Below are 24,936 nucleotides of genomic sequence, written 5' to 3' on the forward strand. Positions count from 1 at the left end.
GCCAGCGGCCTGTCGCGGGGTGCAAACCGCGGCAGGCCATTCCTCATGGAACAGGTCAAAGATAAACGATCGCGCTATTACAAGGGTGGGCAAAGCGCAGCGTGCTCACGCCTTGTTGCTCATGGACGGAGATCGTGGGCACGGCGCTACGCGCCTTTGCCCACCCTACGGCACTGCAGCTGGGATGTGCATTGGAGCATCGCGATGCCGCCCCTTGCTCCGTCATTGCGAGGAGCTCTTGCGACGAAGCAATCCAGAGTCTTTCGGAGGAATGACTGGATTGCTTCCGCCTTCGCCAAGGCTTCGGCGGACAAGTCGCTGCGCTCGCAATGACGGGCCGCGCGAAGAAAGCGCTCCAAAACAAAAAGCTGCAGCTTCGGCCCTGATTCGATCGGAACCGAAGCTGCAGCGAATGCCTTGTGCAGGCTTACTGCTTGATCTTCCCGTCCTTGTCGAACTGAGAGACATAGGCCCAGAGATTGTTGATCTCGGTCTCGTTCTTGATGCCGGCGAACGCCATCTTGGTGCCCGGGATCTTGGCCTTGGGGTCCTTGATGTATTCCTTGAACACGGCCTCGTCCCAGGTGATGCCGGAATTCTTGTTCGCGTCCGAGTAGCTGTAGCCCTCAGCCGTGCCCGACTTGCGGCCGTTGAGACCGTTGAGCTCGGGGCCGACCTTGTTCTTGGCGCCTTCGCCGATCGCGTGGCAGGCCAGGCATTTGTTGAACGATGTCTTGCCGGCCGCGACATCCTGCGCCATCGCGGCGGGTGCGGTGGCAATGACGGTGAGGATCGTCAGCGCGCCGAAAGTCAGTTTTGTCATAAGTGTGCTCTTCGTCTCTTCCCGGGTCAGATGGAGGGTCGTGGTTTTGGCAGGTTCGATGCAAGTGGACAAGCCGCGAAACTTTGACAGGTTTCCTGATAGCAGACTTGCCCCAGAGAGAACTTGCGCTGCAACAAAGCAATGAGACCTTCGGAGGACCTACCCAAAGACGGCAAGACATGATTGATTTGCCGAAACAATTCCATCCGTCGGACGAAGGCTCCATAAAATGGCCATCATGATGCCCGCAAGCGACCAGGCCGTGCTCGCGCGGCGTGCCGAGATCGTTGCTGCATTGCGCGCGATCGTGCCCGGCGAGGGGGTGATCGATACGCCTGCGGAGATGCGGGCCTATGAATCCGACGGGCTGACGGCCTATCGGCAGCCGCCGATGGTCGTGGTGCTGCCCGATACGACCGAGCAGGTCTCCCTCATCCTGAAATATTGTGCAGGGCAAGGTATCAAGGTGGTGCCGCGCGGCTCCGGCACATCGCTCTCAGGCGGGGCGCTGCCGCTCGAAGACGGCGTGCTGCTGGGGCTCGGCAAGTTCAAGCGCATCCGCGAGATCGATTTCGACAATCGCGTCGTCGTCACCGAGCCCGGCGTCACCAACCTCGCCATCAGCCAGGCGGTCGCTCATGCCGGCTTCTATTACGCGCCCGACCCGTCCTCGCAGATCGCCTGCTCGATCGGCGGCAATGTCGCGGAGAATTCGGGCGGCGTGCACTGCCTCAAATACGGCATGACCACCAACAACGTGCTCGGTTGCGAGATCGTGCTGATGAGCGGCGAGATCCTGCGCATCGGCGGCAAGGGGTGCGAGAACCCGGGCTACGATTTGATGGGCGTCATCACCGGCTCGGAAGGGCTGCTCGGCGTCATCACCGAGATCACGGTGCGCATCCTGCAGAAGCCGGAGACGGCGCGCGCGTTGATGGTCGGCTTCGCCGAGGTCGAGGCCGCCGGCGAATGCGTGGCGCGGATCATCGGCGCCGGCATCATTCCTGGCGGCATGGAGATGATGGACAAGCCCGCGATCCACGCCGCCGAGGCCTTCGTCCATGCCGGCTATCCGCTCGATGTCGAAGCGCTGCTCATCATCGAGCTCGACGGGCCCAAGATCGAGGTCGACGAGCTGATCACGCGCGTCGAGACCATTGCACGCGGCTGCGGCTCGGTAACGCTGCAGATCTCCAATTCGGAAGCCGAGCGCAATCTGTTCTGGGCCGGCCGCAAGGCTGCGTTCCCCGCCGTCGGCCGGATCTCGCCGGACTATCTCTGCATGGACGGCACCATTCCCCGCGGCGCGCTGCCGAACGCGCTGGCGCGCATCCGCGAGCTCGGCGAAAAATACCAGCTCGGCTGCGCCAACGTGTTCCACGCCGGTGACGGCAATCTGCACCCGCTGATCCTCTACGATGCCAACAAGCCCGGCGAGATCGAGCGCGCCGAGGCCTTCGGCGCCGATATCCTGCGCGCCTGCGTCGAGTTCGGCGGCGTGCTCACCGGCGAGCACGGCGTCGGCATCGAGAAGCGCGACCTGATGCCCGACATGTTCAGCGAGATCGACCTCAACCAGCAGCAGCGGCTGAAATGCGCCTTCGATTCGCAGGGCCTGCTCAATCCCGGAAAAGTGTTTCCGACCCTGCACCGCTGCGCCGAGCTCGGCCGCATGCATGTGCATGCCGGCAAGCTGGCGTTTCCGGATCTCCCGCGGTTCTAGTGTCGGTCGCTGCGCCTTCGCTGCAACCGCCAAATTTGCTTTCCGTTCTAAACTTGGATACCGGCTCAGTCGTGGATACGCTTAAGGTCAGAGACGCCAAAGACGTCGAAGAGGTGGTGCGCGCGGCGATTGCCAATGAGCAGCCGCTCGAGATTATCGGTCACGGCTCCAAGCGCGGCATCGGCCATGCCATGGCGACCAATGCCGTGCTCGACCTCTCCGCGCTGAACGCCGTCACCTCCTACGAGCCGAATGAGCTGATCATCACGCTCCAGGCCGGCGCGCCGCTGGCCGATGTGCTTGCGCTGATCGATACCAAGAACCAGCAATTCGCGTTCGAGCCTGTCAACACCGCGCCGCTGCTCGGCACGCCCGCGCTCGGAACCATCGGCGGCATGATCGCGGCCGGGCTGGCCGGGCCGCGGCGGATCAGGGCGGGCGGGGCGCGCGACCATCTGCTCGGGGCGCACGCCGTCTCGGGCTTCGGCGACAGCTTCAAGACCGGCGGCAAGGTGGTGAAGAACGTCACCGGCTACGACCTCTGCAAGCTGCTCGCGGGGTCCTGGGGCACGCTGTCCGTCATGACCGAGGTCACGCTGAAGGTGATGCCCAAGCCCGAGGCCGAGCGGACGCTACTGCTGCGCGGGTTAGATGATGCCGCCGCCAACAAGGCGATGACCGCGGCGCTCGGCTCGCCCTTCGACGTTTCCGGTGCCGCGCATCTGCCGAAATCGGCGTTCCGGACCAAGACCGACGGGCTTGGTGATCTCGCAGACCAGGACGAGTCGCTGACAGTGCTGCGGCTCGAGGGCATCACGGCCTCAGCCGCCCACCGCGCCAACTCGCTGCGGGAATTGCTGACGCCGTTCGGAACCGCGACGCTGATCGAGGACGCGGCGTCTGCCGCGCTGTGGGCCACGATCCGCGACGTGCTGCCGTTCGCGGCCAGCGGAGCGCTCGGCGCCTGGCCGGTCTGGCGGATCGTCTGCCCGCCGGCCTCAGGCGCTGCGCTCGGCTCGCAATTGGCGCGCGAGACCGGCGGCGACGTGATCTATGATTGGGGCGGCGGTCTGATCTGGGCGGCATTGCCGCCAAAGGGCGACGCGCATGCTCCGGCCGTTCGGATGCGTGCCAACGCCGTCGGCGGTCACGCCACGCTGATCCGGGCGGCCGAGGACGTCAGGCGCGAGGTCGACGTCTTTCATCCGCAGGCGCCGGGCATTGCCGCCCTGAGCGAGCGGGTGCGCGCCAGTTTCGATCCAAAGGCCATTCTCAACCGGGGCCGCTTGAGCCGAGGCGCTGTGGCATGAAGACCGAATTCTCACTCGCCCAGCTTGCCGATCCCGACATCGCGGAAGCCGACAAGATCCTGCGCGCCTGCGTCCATTGCGGCTTCTGCACCGCAACCTGTCCGACCTATGTGCTGCTCGGTGACGAGCTCGATAGTCCGCGCGGCCGCATCTACCTGATCAAGGAGATGCTGGAGAAGGACCAGGCGCCGACGGCGGAGGTGGTCAAGCACGTCGACCGCTGCCTGTCGTGCCTGGCCTGCATGACGACCTGCCCCTCAGGGGTGAACTACATGCATCTCGTCGACCAGGCCCGAGTCAGGATCGAGCAGCGCTATCAGCGGCCGCTGGCCGAGCGGCTGCTGCGCCAGGTGCTGGCCTTCGTCCTGCCGGATCCGCAGCGTTTCCGCATCAGCATGGTGCTGGCGCGGCTGGCCCGTCCGCTTGCCGTTTTCCTGCCGACGCCGCGGCCCTCGGCGACGCCCGGCCTGATCCAGCGCATCAAGGCGATGCTGGCGCTGGCCCCGCACCGGCTGCCGCCGCCGGGCCCCGCCGCGGGCAGCGTGTTCGCGGCGCTCGGCAAGAAGCGCGGCCGGGTCGCGCTGCTCCAGGGCTGCGCCCAGCAGGTCCTGGCGCCGCGCATTAACCAGGCGGCCATCAGTCTTCTCACCCGCCACGGCGTTGAGGTTGTCCTGGTCCGGGACGAGCAGTGCTGCGGCGCGCTGACCCATCACCTCGGCAACGATCAGGATGCATTGGCGCGGGCGCGAGCCAACGTTGCGGCGTGGCGGAAGGAAGCGGCCGGCGAGGGGCTCGACGCCATCCTGGTGACGGCGTCCGGCTGCGGCACAGTGATCAAGGACTACGGCTATCTGCTGCGCGAGGATGCTGCGTTCGCCGCCGATGCGGCGAGGGTGTCCGCGCTCGCCAAGGACATCACCGAATACATCGCCGGCCTCGCACTCGAGCCGACTGCGCGACATGACAACATCGTCGTCGCCTATCACTCGGCGTGTTCGTTGCAACATGGGCAGAAAATCACGGGCCTTCCGAAAGAATTGCTTTCCAAGAATGGATTCGTGGTGAAAGATGTACCCGAGAGCCATTTGTGTTGCGGCTCGGCGGGGACCTACAACATTCTCCAGCCCGAGCTTGCGGGCCGGTTGCGCGATCGCAAGGTCGCCAACATCGCAAGCGTCAAGCCGGACATGATTGCCGCGGGCAATATCGGCTGCATGGTGCAGATTGCCAGTGGCACGTCAGTTCCGGTCGTACACACGATTGAGCTTCTCGATTGGGCTACGGGCGGGTCGCGGCCGGCATTGAACGCGCAAGTTTGAGCTTTCAAGCCTGAGCTTTCCTCCGGAGGCGACGGTAGAACGACGCCCGATCGACCATTGTTCGTCGGCAACAGGAGGACCACGATGGCGAAAGCGAAGAAGAAAAAAAGCAAGAAGGCCAAAAAGGCGAAGAAGGCTGTAGCGGCGAAGAAGTCCGCGAAGAAGTCTGCCAAGAAATCCACGAAGAAAGCTGCCAGGAAAACTGCCAAGAAAGCTGGCAAGAAAGCTTCGAAGAAGGCCGCCCCAAAGAAGGCCGCCAAGAAGGCTGTGAAGAAGACAGCCAAGAAAGCAGCCAAGCCGGCTGCACCGAAGAAGGCCGCGAAGAAAGCGGCACCGAAGAAGGCGAAGGCAGCGCCCGCGCCGAAGCCGTCAGCGCCGGCGCCAGCTCCGGCTCCCGAGCCGGCCGCCGAGACGAGCTGGGCGATGCCTTCGTCTTCTGCGGAAGCGGCACCGGCCGAGGGGCAAAGCTAGCTCCCGTCCTGCGACCGCGATCGCCAACAGGGAAGGCCGCTGCGGTGACGCTGCGGCCTTTTTGCATCGCCGCAAGCACCTCCCCGAAGCCGTCTCTTCCCCCGCCAGCCTGATTCGTAGCCCGGTTGCCACGCTAGCTGCCTTCCCCGTACTTGCACGGTCCCTTCGTGCACTTTGGAATGCAAATAATGTGATCGAGAAGACACACCGGGCGATAACCTTTCGTGGAATCGTCAAAACGCCCAAAAAGTCGGCAGATGCCCGTGATTTTTGCTTCACGGTCCCCATCCCTCAATCCAGATTGTCGCAGTAACGCAATTTTGCAGACAAGTCGTTTGCCCCGGGGGGCTTCCGGGATCCGACTGGGTGAGAACTGACGATGGGGATCGAAATGAAGAAAGTGGCTTTGTTGGCAACGGCGCTGGCAATGGTGACAACGGGTTCGGCTTTCGCGGCAGACTTGCGCGTGAAGGCATTGAAGGCCCCGCCGCCACCCGCCTTCGACCCCTGGGATATCGCCTTCGGCGGCGCGATCATGAGCAACTACGTCTTCCGCGGTATCACCCAGTCGAACAACAAGCCGTCGGTCGCGGCTTATTTCGAGCCGCGCTACAACGTCACCAAGGACCTGCAGCTCTATGTCGGCGTGGCCGGTGAGAGCATCTCCTTCCCGAATCGCGCCGCGGCCGAGATCGACATCTACGGCGGTATCCGCCCGACCTTCGGTGCCTTCGCCTTCGACATCGGCGTCTGGGGTTACCTGTATCCGGGTGGGACCTGCTATTACGGCGCCGGCTTCGATACCGCCGGCAATCCGCTCAGCGCAGAATGCGCCGCCAACGCGTTGGCGAACGGAAACGTCATGAAGAAGGACGTCAGCTTCTTCGAAGTCTACGGCAAGATGACCTACACGGTGAACGACAATTGGGCGTTCGGCATCAACGAGTTCTATTCGCCGAACTTCCTCAACACCGGCGCCTGGGGCAACTACACCTCGGTCACGGCCAAGTGGACGGCGCCGAGCACGACGTTCGGTTCGAGCGGCGTCGGCATGTATGTGTCGGGTGAATTCGGCCGTCAGTGGTTCGGCACCTCCGACTCGTTCTACGGCACCGGCATCGCCAGCCCGCTCGGCGGCGGCCCGTTCCCGAACGGCATCAAATACGCTGACTACAACACCTGGAACGTCGGCGTCGGCTTCACCTACAAGGTGATGACCCTGGATCTCCGTTACTCCGACACTGACCTCTCGAAGGCTAACTGCAACGCCTTCACCAGCGACAACACCGCCACCTTCAGCAGCAGCTACAGCAGCATCAATCCGTCGGGCGTCGGCTCCAAGTGGTGCGGCGCGACCGGCATCGCCAAGCTCTCGTTCGACCTGACGGCGATGACCAACCTGAAGTAAGTTTGTTTCCCGAGACCATCTACGAGGGCGGCAGAGCAATCTGCCGCCCTTTTGCTTTGGGCCCGCGGGCCCGCCCTGGTAGTTCGAGATGCCGGCTGGCCCCTCAGCGCGCTGCGGTCGGCTCCGCCCGGGCCGGCTCGCCGGCTTTACCGAGGACGTGGATCTCGCCGTCCTCCACCAACGCCACCTTCCGGGTGTGGAAGGCGTCGAGCGTCGAGCGGTGGCCGATCGAGACGATGGTGGCCTGCGGCAGCTTCTCCGTCAGCAGCCGATAGAGCCGGTCCTCGGACGGCTCGTCCAGCGAGGCGGTCGCCTCGTCGAGGAAGAGATAGTCCGGCATGTGCAGCAGCGCACGAGCAAGCCCAAGGCGTTGCTGTTCGCCGAGCGACAATGTCCGGTTCCAGTGGCCGTGCTCGTCGAGCCGGTCCGCCAGCCGCGGCAGGCCGACGGCAATCAAGGCGTCGCGGATCTTCTCGGGCGGGACCGAGCCGTGCTCAGTCGGGTAGATGACGGCGTCGCCAAGCGCGCCGATCGGGAAATACGGCCGCTGCGGTAGCATCATCAGCTTCGACGTCTCGGGAATGGCGATCGTGCCGGTGCCGAACGGCCAGACGCCGGCGATGGCCCGGAACAGTGTCGACTTGCCGGAGCCCGACGGGCCGGTCACCAGCACCCGCTCCGACGGCTGGATCGTGAAGGCATCGGCTGCGACCAGAGGCGCGCCGTTCGGCAGTTTGACGAGCAATTGCTCGAGCGCGATGGCCTTGCCGTTCGCTGGTGCGATGTCGATGGACGGTTCGAGCGCTGCGCCGTGGGCGGCGGAGCTGACCGACATCTCGAAGCCATCGAGGCGGGCGATCACCGCGCGCCACTCTGCGAGCGAGCGATAGGCGGTGACGAAGAAGGACAGCGCATCCTGCACGCTGCCGAACGCCGAGCCGGTCTGCATCATGTCGCCGAGCTGGATGCGCTTGGCGAAGTAGGCAGGCGCCACCACCACATAGGGAAAGAGCGTCGCGGCCTGACCGTAGCTTGCCGTGAAGGCGGTCAGGCGCTTGGTCCGGCCCATGATCTCGTACCAATTGCCGATGACGAAGCCGAAGCGCCGCAGCAGATGCCCTCGCTCCGCGTTCTCGCCTTTCAAAAGGGCGATCTGCTCGGAATTTTCGCGCACGCGGATCAGGTTGAAGCGGAAGTCGGCCTCAAAGCGCTGCTGCTCGAAATTGAGATTGATGAGCGGGGCGCCGATCCAGTGGGTCAGCGCGGTACCCAGAATAGCGTAGGCCAGGGCGCACCAGACCAGAAAACCGGGCACGAGGATATCGGTGCCGTAAATGTACAAGGGGGCCTTGTAGGACAGGCCCCAGAGGATGACCACGAACGAGGCCAGCGTCACGATCGACGACAACAGGCCGAGGCCGATGGTCAGCGTTTGCTCGACGAAATTCTTGACGTCCTCGGTAATGCGCTGGTCCGGATTGTCGGCGGCATCGCCCTTGAGCTGCATGCGGTAATGCGTGGCGCCCTCGAGCCATTCGCCGAGATAGTGTTGCGTCAGCCATTGCCGCCAGCGGATCTGGAGCCACTGGTTCAGGTAGAGTTTGTAGACGGCCAGCGCGACGAAGGTGAAGGCAAGCCCAAGGAAGATCCAGACCTCCTTGACGAATTCGGGCAGATCGTAGGCCTGCAATGCGCTGTAGAACCGGTTCTGCCACTGATTGAGTAGCACGTTGATCGCGACCAGCACCAGCTCCATCGCGACGACGACGGCGAGCAGGCCGCGGCCGGCCCATTTGTCTTCCGACCGGAAATAGGGGACGGCGATTCGCCAGACGATCGCGAGCGTGGCGCTGATGTTCTTCACAGAGCGGGGTCTCCTAGGGGGATGTGCACAAATGCCCTGAGCCAACCACTTGAGGCAATGGCGAAAAGCGGCGCGCTTAGACTAAAGTCGCAAGGTCTGCAATTTGCGTTGTCTTGTCGCACCCCGCAACCCTAGCATGGGGTTCGACGGCGCGGGGTAGGGGTGCTCGGGGATTTCGCGAGCTTGTGAGCGGGACGGGAACCGCCGCATTCGCGAGGAATTCGCGTCCAGCTCGGGGTTATCGCTTCCAGCGTCAAGCAGGATCGGCTCTCCACGCGGGCCGTCTGCCGCAAACATGCGTGGGGAGGAAGACAATGTGGAATCAAGTCTATGATCCGCTGAACAGCCCGGTGCTGTCGACGATTGCGGCGGCGGTGCCCGTCGTCACGCTGCTGGTTCTGATCGCGAGCGGCCGCGTCCAGGCGCATATCGCGGCGGTCATCGCCGTGATCGTGGCCAATCTGATCACGATCTTCGTCTTCACCATGCCGGCGAACATGTCGATCCGCGCCTCGGTGCTGGGCATCGTCACCGGCTTTTTCCCGATCGGCTGGATCGTCCTCAACGTCATCTTCCTCTACCAGGTGACAGTGAGCACGGGACGCTTCGAATTGCTCAAGCGCGCCATCGGCGGCGTCACCGAGGACCGGCGGCTGCAATTGCTGCTGATCGCGTTCTCCTTCGGCGCGTTCTTCGAGGGCGCCTCGGGCTTCGGCACGCCGGTCGCCATCACCGGTGCCGTGCTGATCGGCCTCGGCTTCTCGCCGCTCGCGGCGTCTGGCCTGTCGCTGATCGCCAACACCGCGCCGGTCGCCTATGGCGCGCTGGGCACGCCGATCCAGGGCCTTGCCTCGGTCACCGGGCTCGATCCCTACATCCTCGGCGCCATGGTCGGCCGGCAATTGCCGGTCTTCTCGCTGATCGTGCCGTTCTGGGTGGTGTGGGCGTTCGCGGGCTGGAGGGGCATGAAGGATGTCTGGCCGGCGATCCTGGTCACCGGCGTGTCGTTCGCGATTCCGCAATTCGTGATCTCGAACTTCATCAACCCCTGGATCGTCGACATCGGTGCGTCGCTGATCTCGATGGGCGCGCTGATTCTGTTCCTCAAGGTCTGGCAGCCCAGGCAGCTCTGGCTGTCGCCGGCGCTGCGCGGCAGCGATGAATCGGCAGCCACCATGGCGGCGGCCAAACCGCTCGACAAGACGCCACTGACGCAGAGCGAACTGTTCGGCGCGCTGCTGCCGTGGATCATCGTCTGCATCGTGATGCTGATCTGGGGCAACGGGGCGTTCAAGGCCTGGGCGAATTCGATCTTCGTCTGGAACTATCCCGTGCCCGAGCTGCACCAGATGATCAACAAGATGCCGCCTGTCGCGCCAGCGCCGACGAAAGAGAGCGCGGTGTTCGGCTTCACCTACCTGTCCTTCACCGGCACCGGCATGCTGATCGCGGCGATCATCTCCGGTGTCCTGATGGGCGTCGGTCCCGGCAAGCTCGTAACCGAGTACGGCCGCACCATCCGGCTCTGCGCGATCTCGCTGATCACGATCTCGGCGATGCTGGCGATCGGCACCTTGACGCGGCTCTCCGGCGTCGACGCGACGCTCGGCCTCGCCTTCGCCGCAACCGGCGTGCTCTATCCCTTCTTCGGCACGCTGCTCGGTTGGCTGGGCGTGGCGCTGACGGGATCGGACACCGCCTCCAACGTGCTGTTCGGAAACCTGCAGAAGATCACCTCCGAGCAGCTCGGCCTGTCGCCGGTCCTGATGGCCGCGGCGAACTCGTCCGGCGGCGTGATGGGCAAGATGATCGACGCGCAGTCGATCGTGGTCGCCTCCACTGCCACCAACTGGTACGGCCACGAGGGCACGATCCTGCGCTTCGTGTTCTGGCACTCGATCGTGCTGGCCTGTCTCGTCGGCGTGCTCGTGACGTTGCAGGCCTATGTCTGGCCGTTCACGGCAATGGTCCTGAAGTAGCAGGCCAACTCCGGCTCGAAGGCAAATCCCCGCGAGGTTCCGCCCCGCGGGGATTTTTGCGCCCAATCAAATCTCATCGCGCTCCAGGTGGCGCGAACCTTCTCAATGGCGCCGCCGTCTTATAGAAGGTGCGGCAAATCAGGTCGGACGAGAGGTCTCATGGTTTCGCTCAAGCGATTGGTGTGTGCTGCGGTTGCAATGCTCGCGATGTCCGTTGTCGCGCGTGCCGAGGACGGCTTCCCGTTCGGCACCGAGATGACGCTGGAAGCGCTGCCGCAAGCAGGCTCGAAGCGAATTCCGAACATCGAGATCGGCGACCATGGCGAGGTCGTGCTCGAGCTCTGGTGCAAGGGCGGCAAGGGCCAGTTCTCGGTCGCCGGCAACACCGTGATCTTCGTCCCCGGCCAGATCCAGGATCGCTCCTGCCCGGCGGCAAGGGCGCAGGCCGACGACGATCTGGTCGCAGCACTGAGCAGCGTCGAGACCTGGAAACGTCAGGGCGACGTGCTCACGCTGATCGGCCCCAAGCCGCTGCGCTTTCGTACGACGGGGAATTAGCTCCGCTCTCGTGTCCCGGACGCGCTGCAGCGTGCAACGCTGCTGCGCAGAGCCGGGACTCAGACTCGATCGGCGACTGCGCGGGGCCTCTGGGCCCCGGCTCTGCAGCGCATCACTGACGTGCTGCGCAGCGTCCGGGGCACGAAAGCCTACTTCCACACCGATTTGTCGGCATCCCAGCGCTGGCCCCTAAGCTCCTTGGCGAGCGCCTCGACCGAACCGTTGTCGTCGGGCTGCTCGCCTTCCTCGTCGACCGACGTGTCGTCGGAGAGATTGAGCTTGGCGCCGCTGCTCTCGTCGGCGGTCGTCGTCGCGGGGCTGCCGATCCAGAGCATGAGCTTGTCGGTCGTGCCCGGCTTGTCGGGCGAGACGAGCCCTGCGACCTCGATCGTGTCGGTGAGATCGAGCGCGGGGAAGTCAGGGTTCGGCCGCTTGAAGACCAGCTTGAGCTTGCCCGTGGCGGGGTTGAAGCTCTGCGAGATCGGCTTTGCCGCGAGCGTCCGGCTCAAAACGTTCGAAACGGCCGCCGCGAGCTTGTCCTTGCTGATCTTGTCGCCGTCGCGCCAGTCGGCCGCGGCGAAGCGGATGGTGCGGTCCATCTCGGTCATGCCCGCAGTCCACCCCGCGGCGGTGACGCCCGGCGTCGCCTTGAATTTCGCCAGCAGCGCGCCGGCGCGCTCGGGATCGACCGACATGTTGATGGTCTGCTCGCCTGCGCGCAGGGCATCGCAGCCAACCGTGAGGCTCGCCAGCGTCACCTCGACCGCCTGGCCCTTCAGGCTCTTCAGGAAGTCGGTTGCAGCGTCGAGCTTGACCTTGACCGCGATCGCCTCCGGCGAGACGTCGGTGAAATCCTTCGGCTGCGGCGTGATGCCGTCGTCGGAGGTCTGGTTGTCCTGAAATTCCTTTTCGCTGAGATCGGAATTGTCGGGCGAGGTCACCTCGGTCACCACCTGGCCGATGCTGATCTGGCCGCGGAATTCGAAGGTGTCCCCGGCTTGCTTGCGCAGCAGCTTGACGCTGACGGGCGACTTCTCGCTGATGCTCTGCGTGGTGCCGGTCAGGGTCTGGCCCGCGACCTGCAGATTGACGACGAAGCGGTCCTTGCGGTCGGAATTCTTTGCGACGGGATAGCAGACGTCGAGCACGGCCGCCGTTACCGTCTTGCCCTGGCGCGTCTCCTTCAGGATCACGTCCGCATTGCCGTCCATCAGCCCGTCGATCGAGGTGAAATAGCGCGTCTCCGGACCGCCGGGCATCGTGGCCCTCGGCGACAGTTTCATCTGGGCGGAGGCGGGATGCGGAGAAGCTGCAAGCAGAGCCGCCAAAACGGCTGTCGAACAAACCAGAAGCGCACGCATCGATGAAATCCTCGCGCAACGGGCATGATCCGGAAAGGTGTGAAGCGGTTTTCCGAGAGGATCATGCCCAAACAATTCGAATCGGCGCGTCACCGTAGTGGGTTTTGGCCGACGGTTGAATCGGAAAGCGGAGGAGCAGGGTCGGCAAAAAAGAAGGCCGCCCGGAGGCGGCCTTCGCAACACTGTAACGGAACGGAGGCTTAGAAGCCGCCCATGCCGCCGCCGGCGGGCATCGCGGGCGGAGCTTCCTTCTTCGGCGTTTCGGCGACCATGGCCTCGGTGGTGACCAGCAGGCCGGCCACGGAGGAGGCGTCCTGGAGCGCGGTGCGCACCACCTTGGCGGGATCGATGATGCCCTTCTCGACCATGTCGACATAGTCCTCGTTCTGGGCGTCGAAGCCGAAGGTCTCGGACTTGTTCTCCAGGATCTTGCCGACGACGATCGAGCCTTCCACGCCCGCGTTCTCGGAGATCTGGCGGATCGGAGCTTCCAGCGCCTTCAGCACGATGTTGATGCCGGCCTGGACGTCGGCATTGGCGTTGGTGAGACGGCCCACCGCCTTCTTGGCGCGGAGCAGCGCGACGCCGCCGCCGGGGACGATGCCTTCCTGCACCGCGGCGCGGGTGGCGTTGAGGGCGTCCTCGACGCGGTCCTTCTTCTCCTTGACCTCGATCTCGGTGGCGCCGCCGACGCGGATCACCGCGACGCCGCCGGCCAGCTTGGCGAGGCGCTCCTGGAGCTTCTCACGGTCGTAGTCCGAGGTGGTCTCCTCGATCTGCGCCTTGATCTGGCCGACACGGGCCTCGATATCCGGCTTCTTGCCGGCGCCCTTGACGATCGTGGTGTTCTCCTTGTCGATCACGACCTTGCCGGCGCGGCCCAGCATCTTCACCGTGACGTTCTCGAGCTTCATGCCGAGGTCCTCGGAAATGAGCTGGCCGCCGGTGAGGATGGCGAGGTCCTCGAGCATGGCCTTGCGGCGATCGCCGAAGCCCGGCGCCTTGACGGCGGCGACCTTGAGGCCGCCGCGGAGGCGGTTGACGACCAGGGTGGCCAGCGCCTCGCCCTCGACGTCCTCGGCGATGATGACGAGCGGCTTGCCCGACTGCACCACGGCTTCCAGCACCGGAAGCATGGCCTGCAGGCCCGAGAGCTTCTTCTCGTGCAGGAGGATGTAGGCATCCTCGAGCTCGGCGGTCATCTTCTCGGGGTTGGTGACGAAGTAGGGGCTGAGATAGCCGCGGTCGAACTTCATGCCCTCGACGATGTCGACTTCGGTGTCGAGCGACTTGTTCTCTTCGACGGTGATGACGCCTTCGTTGCCGACCTTCTGCATCGCCTGGGCGATCATCTTGCCGATGGCGGCATCGCCGTTGGCCGAGATGGTGCCGACCTGGGCGACCTCGGAGGAGGCGGCGACCGGCTTGGCGCGCTTCTCGATGTCCTTGATGACCGCAGCAACCGCGCTGTCGATGCCGCGCTTGAGGTCCATCGGGTTCATGCCGGCGGCAACGGCCTTGGCGCCTTCGCGCACGATGGCCTGGGCCAGCACGGTGGCAGTGGTGGTGCCGTCACCGGCGAGGTCGTTGGTCTTGGAGGCGACCTCACGCACCATCTGGGCGCCCATGTTCTCGAACTTGTCCTCGAGCTCGATCTCCTTGGCGACGGTGACGCCGTCCTTGGTGATGCGGGGTGCGCCGAAGCTCTTCTCGATGACGACGTTGCGGCCCTTCGGGCCGAGCGTCACCTTGACGGCGTTGGCAAGAACGTCGACGCCGCGCAGCATGCGATCGCGCGCGTCTCCGGAAAACTTGACGTCTTTGGCAGCCATTTTAGCAATCCCTCGTGTGTGGTGATGTGTCTGCCGCTCGCCCGTCGCATCAATCCCGGATTCGTGGACCGAACCCGGCGGAATGATGGATGCCCGGATCGCCTGGATCCGGGCATGACATTCAGCGGCTGTTCAGGCGGATGGCCTTAGGCCAGTACGCCCATGATGTCCGACTCCTTCATGATCAGGAGCTCTTCGTTGTCTATCTTGACCTCGGTGCCCGACCATTTGCCGAACAGCACGCGGTCGCCGACCTTGAGGTCGATCGGGGTCAGCTTGCCGGTCTCGTCACGGCCGCCGGGGCCGACGGCGACGACCTCGCCCTGGGACGGCTTTTCCTTGGCGCTGTCCGGAATGATGATGCCGCCCTTGGTCTTTTCCTCGGCGTCGATACGTTTGACCACGACACGGTCATGCAGCGGACGAAATTTGGATTTAGCCATGACGTTTCCCTTTGGAGGCTCGCTTCGGAAGTAGTGAAGTGGGTGGGGCGGCGCTTCCGTCCGCCCCCTATCCCGAGGATCGAACGGCGTGCTTAGCAATCGGGCTTTCCGAGTGCTAATAGTGGGCCCGGAAATATGGCTTGGCCGCGATCCTGTCAAGCAAAGGTGGTTAAGCGATTGGTGAGGCGGATATAGGATGGTGGCACTGGAAACTTGTTCGGGGCGCCGACGTATTAAAGGACGTCATTGCTCCGGCAGCGGTTTTGCGCTTGGCTGCAGGAGGGGTGCGGCCATGGTCTTGTTCGGGGGAATGCCATGATCAGTTCAGCTCACGCGCGCACGGTTGCCAATCTGGCCGCCGCCTCTTGTCTGGCGCTGCTGCTGGGCGCCTGCGGCGGCGGCATGAGCCTGCCGTCCTTCTCGTCGTCCTCGCCGCCGCCCGAAGCTGAGCCGGGCGTCGCGCCCGAAATGCCTGCGACCATTCGCGCCGACGAGATCGTCGGACGCTGGGGCCTCGCCTCGTTCCAGAACCCGGCCGACCGCGCCCGCACCGAGGCTGCCGCCCGGGCCCAGTGCAAAAATCCCTACGTGATCACCGCCGGCTCCTCCGGCGGCGTGATCATGCATCTGGCCGACCAGGCGACGCCGCAGGAGCTGCGGCTGAAGGGCTCGCCGAGCGGCAAGAACTACATCGGACCGGCCGGTCCGACCCCCGGCGAGCAGGACCGCGAAATCATCTCCTTCGACGGCCGCGTCCTGATCACCCGCTTCATCGACAAGGACGCCGCCACCCGCTACGGCAACATGGTCTACGTCCGCTGCGCGCCGCGGGCGTAGCTTCTCGCCTACGTCATGCTCCGCGACAGCGGGGCATCCAGTACGCCGCGGCTTCTCGGTTCAATCACTGCTGCCTCTGGAATACTGGATCGTCCGGTCAAGCCGGACGATGACAGCGGAGAGGATGGTCCCAAAAAGCAAAAACGCCGGCCAAAGGCCGGCGTTTTGTTTTTCTCTATCTGGCGTCCGCTCAGTCGAACAGCGCGTCGATGTCGTCCTGCGAGGCGTGGCCGACGTCGCCGGCGAGCTTGGGGCCGTTGAGAAGCTTGTCGTCCTCGCTGCGATTGTCGACCGGCGGCACGACGTGCGACTTGATCGCGTCGACGCCGCCCCAGATCTCCATCATCGCATTGATGTGCTGCTCGATGAACTTCATCGTGGTCATGACCTTGCTGATGCGCTGGCCGGTCAGGTCCTGGAAGTTGCAGGCCTCGAAGATCGAGATGACGCGTTCCTGGATGTCGTCGGCGAGCCGCTTCTGCTGGTCGATCGAGTCCACCTTGGACATTGCGCTGGCGGCCTGGTCGATCGATTCCGCGGCTTCGAGGATCTGCTGGGTCGCCTGCTCGGTGCCGCCGACCACCGCGCCGAGCTCGCCATTGACCTTGGCCATTTCGCCGCCGTCAAAGCTCTTGCCGTGCAGCGTCGCGATTTCGCGCTTGGTGCGGTCGATGGCGTCATGGATGAGGTCGAGCTCGACCTTCAGCTTTTCGCACTGCTCGATCTGGGCCCGATAGGTTTCGAGCATGGTACGAGCCTCGGAGAGCTCGTGGGCGGTGGAGGCGTCGATCGCCGCCATGGCTGCGCTGCCGGACAAGGGCAAGGGCGCAGCGCCTTTCGCCATCTGTGCACGGATCGCACGTAGCTCGGCCATGATCTCGCTATGCATCGGGATTGCCTCTTCGGTTACGTCCAAAATCGGCATCTCGCCACCAGCGATATCCTCGACGCGAAAACGTTTGCGGTGAACAGCCATCAGGATACTCCCCCCCACCTCACTCACGCGTCTTTGTAGGCAGAAGCGATTTAACACGAAGTTCACGGCAGGAACTGTTGTGCGGCTGCGCGCGACGGCGCGCAAAGAAGCGATTAACCATGCGCGCGCGGCGTTCATCGAAAATAAACGCTGATCGCCAAATTGCGCCGCTGCTGACGACGTGGTGAATCCAAACGCCGTTTCTGTTTACCAAACAAAACGGCTTTTGCCTTTTATTGACCACGTCGAGGGGCGCGGACCAGCCATCAGCTCTCCACGGCGCATGTGATCTAGACGAAACAGTACAGAGTACGTCGATGTTCAAGAAAATGTCTGTCGCGCTGCTCGGCAGCGCTTGCACCTTCATTGCCGGCGCAAACAGTGCCAGCGCCTTCGACAATTCGGTGCCGAACGATCCGCCCGCGGTGCTCTACCAGCCGCAGGTGCCGCCGGCGCCGGTGCGCGTCGCCTCCAATGCGAACATGGGCGGCGGCTTCATCGAGTTCCTGTTCGGCGACGGTCCCGGCCGCGGTCCGGCCTACGCGCCCGAGCGGCCGGTCTATCAACAGCAGCCCGGCTATTACGACCAGCGCCGCCTGCCGCCGATGGGCGAGCCGCAGCAGGGTGGATATCAGCAAGGCGCGGTTCAGCAGGAGACGGTCGACCCGCGGCAGCGTCCGTTCGATCCGAGGTTCGAGAAGCAATCTGTTGACTATAGCGGCAAGGAAAGTCCCGGCACCATCGTGGTCGATACCCCGAACAAGTTCCTCTATCTCGTTGAGGGCAATGGCAGGGCGATGCGCTACGGTATTGGCGTCGGGCGTCCCGGCTTCACCTGGTCCGGCGTGAAGGCGATCACGGCCAAGCGCGAATGGCCGGACTGGACGCCGCCGGCCGAAATGCTCGCCCGCCGCCCCGATCTGCCCCGGCACATGGAAGGCGGCCCGGAGAACCCGCTCGGCGCCCGCGCGATGTATCTGGGCTCGACGCTGTACCGCATCCACGGCTCCAACGAGCCCTGGACCATCGGCACCAACGTCTCCTCCGGCTGCATCCGCATGCGCAACGAAGACGTCATCGACCTCTACGGCCGCGTCAATGTCGGCACCAAGGTCGTGGTGATGTAGCCCGGCGCTCGCTGCGAGCCGTCAACTCCGCGTGTCGCGCCGGCTCGCGACGCGCGGCATCGAAGGCGTTGCGTGCCGCCGGCGTACGTCCTCCGGCTAAGGTCTAGGCTGGCCGACGATGCCCCGTCGAAGCGAGACGAGGGGCAACAGAGCAGCGACGACGAGTTGATGAATGGGAAAGCGATGCGCGAGCGGAGCGCTTCAATCGCCGCGCCGACAGCTCGGCCTTCTTGACGAGCTCGTGCAGTCCCTCCAACTCCGACAACTCGGTGATGAGATGAGTTGTCACGTTGGTCAGGGTGGCGATGCGCTGCTGAAGTGGACTCATTTTTAAAACCCCGACTATAACCAAGAGAGGCAACCACATCGGTGTGTGGCATGAGCAACGTGTTCTTCCAGTTGAACACCCATGTCCGCATTTGGAAATCCGGGAGTCTACGGCTGCGCGTGTCAGATGCCGATTTGATTTGTCATGGTGAATTCAGGCGCGTCGGGTAACGTTCAGCCAGTCCAATGACGCTGCACATTAGTCATACTATATCGAACGTCCCAGCGGCTTGCCGTCGCACAAAAGGCGCTCGGGGCACGCTCTAAAGAAAACGGCCGCCGAGAGGCGGCCGTCCGCATCTTTCGGGCGAATTGCTCACGCGTAATCGCTGCCGCCATCGTCGTCGCCGCCGAAATCGCTGTCGTCGGCCACGTCCATATTGCCGTCGTCGTTGTTGTCGCCGTAGTTCTGGTCGTTGTCGTTACGATCGTTGTTCGCCTGGTCGGAGAAGCTCTGGCGAGACTCGCGGTTCGAGCCGATGTCGTTGAGGCCGGCATCGCGCGCGAGCGAGCCGCCGGACTGATCGCTGCCGCCCCAAGGACTTCCACCAGCGCCGCGGTCGCCGAGGGCATTGGTGTCGCCAAAGGCCTGCTGATGCGATCCGCCCATCATGCCGCGGATGCTCGAGAGCAGCAGCGAGCCACCGACGACGCCGGCGGCAGCTGCCGCCGCGGTGCCGAGGAACGAGCCGCCGCCACCGCCCATCGGCGGTGCGCCATAACCCTGGCCCGGGCCCTGACCTGGACCTTGGCCGTAAGGGGGCTGACCGTAGCCCGGTTGCGTCTGCTGCATCGCTCCGCCGCTGTTCCAGACCGGCCGCGCGTCACGCGGCGGCACGTTCGGAACCGAGCCGCGCGAGGGGCCTCCACCGAACAGCGTGTCGCGCATGGTGTCGAGGAAGCCGCCGGACTGCGCCTGCTCAGGCGCGTGGGCCGCTTCCAGCTCCTGGATGCGGTTATGGGCGCGCTTCAGCGCTTCGTCCTGCAGCAGCGTGGTCTGCACCAGCGCATAGATCGCGCCGGGTGCCTTGCGCAGCCCGTCCGAGATCGCGGCGATCGCGTCGGGATCGCGCGGTGCGTTTTCCAGTTTCGAAAGCCGGTCGAAAAGGTCGTCGACGAGCTGGCGTTCCTGCGGCGTCATGATCAGTCTCCCTCGCGCAAAACAAGCGCGAAGCAGATGTAGGGTTCCATTGTGGCCCCAACAGTGCCGGCCGGATTAAATTTCGGTATGCGACAAGCTGCCCCGCGGCTTGCTGTCATCCCAGCGTGGCGCGGCTGTCCGCCAGCAGACGCGCGAAGGCGTCGCCGGCCAGATAGGCGTGCTCGCGTTCGCGGACATCGGTCATCGGATCGAGGCCGGCGAGGACATCGTCGACGAAGCCGGGATGGCACATCACGAGGCCGCCATCCGGCAAGCCTTCCAGGAATTGCCGCATCAGCTCGCCAAAATCGGCCGCCCGCGTGAAGTCATAGGCGCCGGCAAAGCCCGGGTTGAAGCTGAGTCCGGCGCTGCCGGCACGGCGGCGGAATTGGGCGCTGAGGATGTCGAGCACGATGGCCTTGGGTGAGGCCAGCCGCTGCCTGAGCGGCAGGTCGCGGCCGCCCTGGCGCACCCAGGCGTTCGGCGCGCCTTCGCTGACCGCATCGACGAAGCCGTCGCGCACCTGCGGATAGAGCTGCACATGCTGATGGCCGTCGACGAAGTCAGGCGCGCACCCGAACGCTTCGGCAAAGGCGGCGAGCTGCGCCTTCACCTCGTTGCGGACGAATTCGCGGTCGAGCCGCCGCAAAATGCCCGCGCGCAGCAGCTTCGGAAACGGCATGAACATGTCGCCGTCGAGCGGACGAAAATGCATGGTGAGGGGGCGGAACGGCGCCGACAGCGTCACGTGCAATCCGATCGCGCAGCGCGGACTCGTCTTCGCCGAGGCCTGGAGCGCCTCGACCTCGCTGCGCGCGATCGCAGGCCCCACCATCATCACCGAGGTGGCGTTGAGACGGCCGCGTTCGATCAGGTCGCGGATGGCGCGGTTGACACCCGGGCTGATGCCGTAATCGTCGGCACAGAGCCAGATCCGCCGCAGGCCCGCGGCCGCGCTCATTCGGCGGCCGTCCTCTTCGCGGCATCGTCGGCTTCGAAGTGCTTTTCACTATGCTCGGCGACGAAGTAGATCGGGCGCGCCTTCAGCTCGGACAGGATCTTGCCGATATATTCGCCGACGATGCCGATCATGATGAGCTGCACGCCGCCGATCGTCATCAGGCCGATCACGAGCGAGGGATAGCCGGGCACCTGCTTGCCGGTCGTGAACACCTCCCAGAGGATCGAAAGGCCGAACAGGAAGGCGCCACCGGCGAGAATGACGCCGAGCAGGCTGGCAAAGCGCAGGGGGGCGACCGAAAACGAGGTCAGGCCCTCGATCGACAGGCCGAGCAGGCTTGCGGCGTTGAAGGTGGTGACGCCGTGGGCGCGCGCGGCAGGCTCGTAGTCGACGCGGATCTGGCGGAAGCCGATCCAGCTGGCGAGGCCCTTGAAGAACCGGTTGCGCTCGGGCAGCTGCCTGAGCGCTGTGACCGCGCGCGGTGACAGCAGGCGGAAGTCGCCGGCGTCCTCGGGAATCTTCTGCCGGGCCCCCCAATTGATCAGCGCATAGAAGCCGTGCACGGCGACCCGGCGCAGGAAGGTCTCGTTGTCGCGATGCGCCTTGGCGGTGTAGACGACGTCATAGCCGTCATCGATCCAGTGCCGCACCAGCTGTTCGATCAGCGCCGGCGGATGCTGGCCGTCGCCGTCCATGAACATGACGGCGCCGAGCCGGGCATGGTCGAGGCCGGCCATCAGCGCCGCCTCCTTGCCGAAATTGCGCGACAGCGACACCACCTGGACGTCGATCGCGTCGGCCGGCAGCGAGCGGGCGATCGCCAGCGTCGCATCCTTGCTGCCGTCGTCGACATAGACGACCTCGCAAGCCAGCCGATAGCGCTCCCGCAAGGTCTTTGCGAGATCGCAGATGCGCTGGTGCAGGGCGGCGAGGCCCGCCGCCTCGTTGTAGACGGGGACGACGATCGACAGTCCCTTCGCGGCTGCGGTGCCTGCGGTCGTCGTCATGCCGGAAACGTCAGAGCCCAGCGTCATCGATCAAGGTTCCAGAAGCGTTCAAAGTCATCTCAACAGCATATGGTAGCCGCCATTTGCTGTCGCAAAGCTGAACGAAAAGCCGAACGTCCCCGGGCTCACCGCCGCAGGAACGCCTCGAGCTTGGCGAACAGCGGGTTCTCCCGGTCGAACACGTAGTCGAGCGAAACCACCGAGACGGTTTCGGCGCCATGCTCGCGCAGGAAGCTTGCCAGCGCATAGAGCTGCCCCGGTGGGCAGTGCAGCGTCAGCATGCCTGACGAGGTCGGCCCGCCGAACGGAGCCTCGACGCCATACCGGCTGTGGGCTTCGCCGAGCAGGGCGGCGTCGCATTGCCGGAAGCGGGTGCGGACCTCGCGATATTTGTTGGCCCGCGCCCTTGCTGCGATGTGATCGAGGATGACGCGTGCGGTCTCCCGCGCCTGCGGCGTCCAGTCGGCCTCTTTCGAGGCGACCAGATTGGCCTGGCTGCGCAGGATCACGCCATCGTCGAGCACACGCAAGCCGTTGGCGGCAAGCGTCGCGCCCGTGGTGGTGATGTCGACGATCAGCTCGGCGCTGCCGGCCGCCGGCGCGCCTTCGGTCGCGCCGCTACTTTCGACGATGCGGTAATCGGTGATGCCGTGGCTCTGGAAGAAGGTGCGGGTGAGGTTGATGAACTTGGTCGCGACCCGCATCCGCATGTGATGCTGCTCGCGGAAGCCGGTGGTGACGTCGTCGAGGTCGGCCATGGTGCGAACGTCGATCCAGGCCTGCGGCACCGCGACGACGACGTCGGCATAGCCGAAGCCGAGCCCATCGATCAGCGACACGCGCTTGTCGGCGTCCGCGATGTTCTCGCGCACCAGGTCTTCGCCGGTGACGCCGAGATGCGCAAGACCGCGCGACAGTTGCGAGGCGATCTCGCTCGCCGAGAGATAGGCGACCTCGACATGGTCGAGGCCTGCAAGCGTGCCGCGATAGTCGCGGGCGCCGCCGGCCTTCGACAGCTTGAGGCCGGCACGGGCGAAGAAGGCTTCGGTATTTTCCTGAAGGCGACCCTTGGAGGGAACGGCCAGAACGAATGGCGCGCTCATGACTTAAGCTCCCACCTTGCGGCCGATCTTCGTCAGCGCGTCCACCCAGACCGAGAAGCCGACCGCGGGAATCGGTTCAGTCGATCCAAGCTGGGTCATCAGCCCGTCATAGCGGCCGCCGGCAACCAGCGGCTCGGCGCCGTTGCCCCGGTGATGCAGCTCGAATTCGAAGCCGGTGTAATAGTCGAGCCCGCGCCCGAACGCGGTCGAGAAGCGCGTCTGCTTCACGTCGATGCCGCGCGCCGCCATGAAGCCGACCCGGCTCTCGAACTGGTCGATCGCTGCCGTGAGGTCGAGCTTGGCGTCGGCAGTGAGCGCGCGCAGCTCGGCGATGGCGTCGTCGGGATTGCCTGCAATCGTCAGGAAGCGCTTGAGCACGGTGATCGCCTCGCGCGGCAATGCGCCGCCCTTCAGCGTCGATTGCTCGAGGAAGCGATCGGCGATCTCGGCCGTGGTGCGTCCCCCCACATTGGTGGTGCCGGCGATCGACATCAGATCGGTGACGAAGGCGAGCGCCGCCTTGCGGTCGGAGCCGGCGAGGGCGGCGAGCACGCCCTCATATTCGCTGCGGGTCGCGGTGGTCGCGGCCGCGAGCCGTTCCAGATCCTTTTCCAGGCTGATCTTGCGGTTGAAGTCCTTGACCAGGCGGCGGCGCCAGACCGGATAGAGGTCGAGCGCATCGAGCAGCGCATTGAACAGCGCCACGTCGCCGGTGCGGATCTCGACGTCGCGGACACCGAAGGCCGCGGTCGCTTCGAGCCCGAGCGCCAACGTCTCGGCGTCGGCCGCGGCACGGTCCTGGCGGCCGAATGATTCGATGCCGGCCTGCAGGAATTCGCTGGCCTGGCCGCTGCGGTAGCGGAACACCGGGCCGAGATAGCTGAACCCGGCCGGCTGGCCGGCACGACCGGAGCTCAGGTAGTCGCGCGCCACCGGAATGGTCAGGTCCGGGCGCAGGCACAGCTCCTCGCCCGTGAGGTCCGTCGTCAGGTATAGGCTCTTGCGGATGTCCTCGCCGGAGAGGTCCAGGAACGGCTCGGCCGGCTGCAGGATGGCGGGCTCGGCCCTGACGTAACCGGCCTGCGCGAACGACAACAGCAGCGTATCCGCCCAGGCGGCGGAGCCGGCAGCATTTGAGGTGGCAGTCGCGATCATAACTGGGGTCCATCGTCCCGGTGGAACCGGGCAGGCAAGGGGAGGCAAGCGAATTGCGCAGCCCTTAGCATGGTCGATGCGCGGTTTCGACCTCCAAAGGATCAATCGCTTAACAGGCGGGCAATGGACGTTCTCGACGCGCGAGGGGAGCCACCTGGGCCGCCGCGGGCTCGCTCAACCTCTCCCGCTTGCGGGGGAGGTCGGCGCGAAGCGCCGGGTGGGGGCTCTTTCCGCTAGGAGAATTTCTCCCTAAGCCTCAGACAATCCCGACGCGGAGGCACCCCCACCCCAACCCTCCCCCGCAAGCGGGAGAGGGGGCGCGTCTCCCCTGCGGCTGCCAATCGAGCCTTGTCAGGTGCCGGTCTTGCCACCCCAATCACCCAGCACCGCCTGCGCCAGCGCCAGCGCGGCGACGGCGGCGGTATCGGCCCGCATGATCCGCGGGCCGAGCGCCAGCCGGAGGATCCTGGGCTGCCGCAACAGCAGGGCGCGCTCCTCTTCGGCAAAGCCGCCTTCGGGGCCGATCAGCACGTCGATCCCCTGTCCGGCCTCGCGGGCGTTTTGCAGGCTTTGAACCGGGTTTTGCAGCTCCGCCGCCTCGTCGCAGAAGATCAGCAGGCGGCCCGCGGGGCGCTGACTGAGATACCGCTCCAGCGGCACCGGCTCGGCGACCGTGGCGATGCTCAGGATGCCGCATTGCTCGGCCGCCTCGACGACATTGGCGCGCATCCGCTCGGTGTTGACCCGGGAGGCCTGGGTGAACCGGGTCAGGACCGGCTGCAGGCCGGCGGCGCCCATCTCGATGGCCTTCTGGACCATGTAATCCAGCCTGGCATGCTTGAGCGGGGCGAAAACGTAGGCGACGTCCGGCAGCTTGTCCTGGGGCCGGGTCTGCTGCAGGATCACGAGGCCGTCCGGCCGCTTGCGACCTTCGATGGCGGCCTGCCACTCGCCGTCGCGGCCGTTGAAGGCCAAAACCTCGGCCCCGGCGGCAAGCCGCAGCACATTGCCGAGATAATTGCTCTGGTCGCGGTCGAGCGGGATCCTGGCGTCCTGGGCAAGGGGAGCGTCGACGAACAGGCGGGGAGCGCGAAAATCGTGGGAGGGCATCGTTCAGGAGTCCGATTTGGGGCCGTTCTTAACCGAAAGCAGCCTTTCCGGGGGTAAATATTGCCGAAACGGTGCGTCCCCGCGCCGCGCTATTGCCCTAT

General features: G+C 65.0%; 21 protein-coding genes. 9 read left to right on the forward strand and 12 right to left on the reverse strand.

Annotated elements, in window-relative coordinates; translation table 11 throughout:
* Positions 1 to 427 precede the first annotated feature (427 nt).
* Positions 428 to 823 carry a cytochrome c-550 CycA gene (gene cycA, locus GGD66_RS37040; protein WP_018321894.1) on the reverse strand — a complete coding sequence of 132 codons (396 nt, stop codon included), beginning with the start codon at positions 821 to 823 and terminating at the stop codon, positions 428 to 430.
* Between the two features lie 229 nt (positions 824 to 1,052).
* Here cycA and GGD66_RS37045 point away from each other — a divergent pair, with 229 nt between their 5' ends.
* The 5 genes from GGD66_RS37045 (at position 1,053) to GGD66_RS37065 (ending at position 7,054) form a co-directional block, all read left to right on the forward strand.
* A complete protein-coding gene (locus GGD66_RS37045) occupies positions 1,053 to 2,546 on the forward strand; it encodes an FAD-linked oxidase C-terminal domain-containing protein (protein ID WP_183261600.1) in 1,494 nt (497 codons plus the stop codon).
* 71 nt (positions 2,547 to 2,617) lie between these two features.
* Complete coding sequence (locus GGD66_RS37050) at positions 2,618 to 3,856, forward strand: FAD-binding protein (RefSeq protein ID WP_183261603.1); 1,239 nt, start codon at positions 2,618 to 2,620, stop codon at positions 3,854 to 3,856.
* Positions 3,853 to 5,175, forward strand: a complete 1,323-nt coding sequence (gene glcF / locus GGD66_RS37055; RefSeq protein ID WP_092255312.1) for a glycolate oxidase subunit GlcF — start codon at positions 3,853 to 3,855, stop codon at positions 5,173 to 5,175. Before GGD66_RS37050 ends, glcF begins: the two co-directional genes overlap by 4 nt.
* Before the next feature lie 84 nt (positions 5,176 to 5,259).
* Positions 5,260 to 5,646 carry a histone gene (locus GGD66_RS37060; RefSeq protein ID WP_092255309.1) on the forward strand — a complete coding sequence of 129 codons (387 nt, stop codon included), beginning with the start codon at positions 5,260 to 5,262 and terminating at the stop codon, positions 5,644 to 5,646.
* Between the two features lie 391 nt (positions 5,647 to 6,037).
* Positions 6,038 to 7,054 (forward strand): TorF family putative porin, encoded by a 1,017-nt coding sequence (locus GGD66_RS37065; protein WP_026202635.1) that lies wholly within the window; start codon positions 6,038 to 6,040, stop codon positions 7,052 to 7,054.
* Positions 7,055 to 7,157: 103 nt separating this feature from the next.
* Here GGD66_RS37065 and GGD66_RS37070 read toward each other — a convergent pair whose 3' ends face one another.
* On the reverse strand, positions 7,158 to 8,918 hold the full coding sequence (locus tag GGD66_RS37070; RefSeq protein ID WP_183261605.1) for an ABC transporter ATP-binding protein/permease: 1,761 nt from the start codon (positions 8,916 to 8,918) through the stop codon (positions 7,158 to 7,160).
* Between the two features lie 314 nt (positions 8,919 to 9,232).
* Here GGD66_RS37070 and GGD66_RS37075 point away from each other — a divergent pair, with 314 nt between their 5' ends.
* Both GGD66_RS37075 and GGD66_RS37080 read left to right on the forward strand, forming a co-directional pair.
* Positions 9,233 to 10,897, forward strand: a complete 1,665-nt coding sequence (locus GGD66_RS37075; RefSeq protein WP_183236779.1) for an L-lactate permease — start codon at positions 9,233 to 9,235, stop codon at positions 10,895 to 10,897.
* 159 nt (positions 10,898 to 11,056) lie between these two features.
* Positions 11,057 to 11,455, forward strand: coding sequence for an META domain-containing protein (locus GGD66_RS37080; RefSeq protein ID WP_183261607.1), 399 nt, complete (start codon positions 11,057 to 11,059; stop codon positions 11,453 to 11,455).
* Positions 11,456 to 11,604: 149 nt separating this feature from the next.
* Here the strand turns inward: GGD66_RS37080 and GGD66_RS37085 are convergent, their stop codons facing one another.
* The 3 genes from GGD66_RS37085 to groES form a co-directional block, all read right to left on the reverse strand.
* Positions 11,605 to 12,816 (reverse strand): hypothetical protein, encoded by a 1,212-nt coding sequence (locus tag GGD66_RS37085; protein WP_183261610.1) that lies wholly within the window; start codon positions 12,814 to 12,816, stop codon positions 11,605 to 11,607.
* Positions 12,817 to 13,016: 200 nt separating this feature from the next.
* Entirely contained in the window at positions 13,017 to 14,648 is a 1,632-nt protein-coding gene (gene groL, locus GGD66_RS37090) for a chaperonin GroEL (protein ID WP_018321904.1), read from the reverse strand.
* 146 nt (positions 14,649 to 14,794) lie between these two features.
* Positions 14,795 to 15,091 (reverse strand): co-chaperone GroES, encoded by a 297-nt coding sequence (gene groES, locus GGD66_RS37095; RefSeq protein ID WP_018321905.1) that lies wholly within the window; start codon positions 15,089 to 15,091, stop codon positions 14,795 to 14,797.
* A gap of 315 nt (positions 15,092 to 15,406) precedes the next feature.
* On the opposite strand from groES, the gene GGD66_RS37100 reads away from it, so the two are divergent.
* A complete protein-coding gene (locus GGD66_RS37100) occupies positions 15,407 to 15,928 on the forward strand; it encodes a hypothetical protein (RefSeq protein WP_026202636.1) in 522 nt (173 codons plus the stop codon).
* Positions 15,929 to 16,118: 190 nt separating this feature from the next.
* Here GGD66_RS37100 and GGD66_RS37105 read toward each other — a convergent pair whose 3' ends face one another.
* Positions 16,119 to 16,904, reverse strand: coding sequence for a protein phosphatase CheZ (locus tag GGD66_RS37105; protein ID WP_026202637.1), 786 nt, complete (start codon positions 16,902 to 16,904; stop codon positions 16,119 to 16,121).
* Between the two features lie 317 nt (positions 16,905 to 17,221).
* On the opposite strand from GGD66_RS37105, the gene GGD66_RS37110 reads away from it, so the two are divergent.
* On the forward strand, positions 17,222 to 18,031 hold the full coding sequence (locus GGD66_RS37110) for a L,D-transpeptidase (protein WP_092255294.1): 810 nt from the start codon (positions 17,222 to 17,224) through the stop codon (positions 18,029 to 18,031).
* A gap of 643 nt (positions 18,032 to 18,674) precedes the next feature.
* Here the strand turns inward: GGD66_RS37110 and GGD66_RS37115 are convergent.
* From GGD66_RS37115 to GGD66_RS37140, 6 genes are all read right to left on the reverse strand, one after another.
* Positions 18,675 to 19,499: a DUF2076 domain-containing protein gene (locus tag GGD66_RS37115; protein ID WP_183261612.1), complete on the reverse strand. Its 825-nt coding sequence runs from the start codon at positions 19,497 to 19,499 to the stop codon at positions 18,675 to 18,677.
* Positions 19,500 to 19,614: 115 nt separating this feature from the next.
* Positions 19,615 to 20,460 (reverse strand): ChbG/HpnK family deacetylase, encoded by an 846-nt coding sequence (locus tag GGD66_RS37120; protein WP_183236784.1) that lies wholly within the window; start codon positions 20,458 to 20,460, stop codon positions 19,615 to 19,617.
* On the reverse strand, positions 20,457 to 21,494 hold the full coding sequence (locus tag GGD66_RS37125; protein WP_018321909.1) for a glycosyltransferase family 2 protein: 1,038 nt from the start codon (positions 21,492 to 21,494) through the stop codon (positions 20,457 to 20,459). The genes GGD66_RS37120 and GGD66_RS37125 overlap by 4 nt, the downstream gene beginning before the upstream one ends.
* Positions 21,495 to 21,592: 98 nt before the next feature.
* Positions 21,593 to 22,570: an ATP phosphoribosyltransferase gene (gene hisG / locus GGD66_RS37130; protein WP_018321910.1), complete on the reverse strand. Its 978-nt coding sequence runs from the start codon at positions 22,568 to 22,570 to the stop codon at positions 21,593 to 21,595.
* A gap of 3 nt (positions 22,571 to 22,573) precedes the next feature.
* Entirely contained in the window at positions 22,574 to 23,725 is a 1,152-nt protein-coding gene (locus GGD66_RS37135; RefSeq protein WP_183261614.1) for an ATP phosphoribosyltransferase regulatory subunit, read from the reverse strand.
* 351 nt (positions 23,726 to 24,076) lie between these two features.
* Complete coding sequence (locus GGD66_RS37140; RefSeq protein WP_183261616.1) at positions 24,077 to 24,835, reverse strand: 16S rRNA (uracil(1498)-N(3))-methyltransferase; 759 nt, start codon at positions 24,833 to 24,835, stop codon at positions 24,077 to 24,079.
* Positions 24,836 to 24,936: the final 101 nt, after the last annotated feature.

This window comes from Bradyrhizobium sp. CIR48 (assembly GCF_014198315.1).
GTDB lineage: Bacteria > Pseudomonadota > Alphaproteobacteria > Rhizobiales > Xanthobacteraceae > Bradyrhizobium.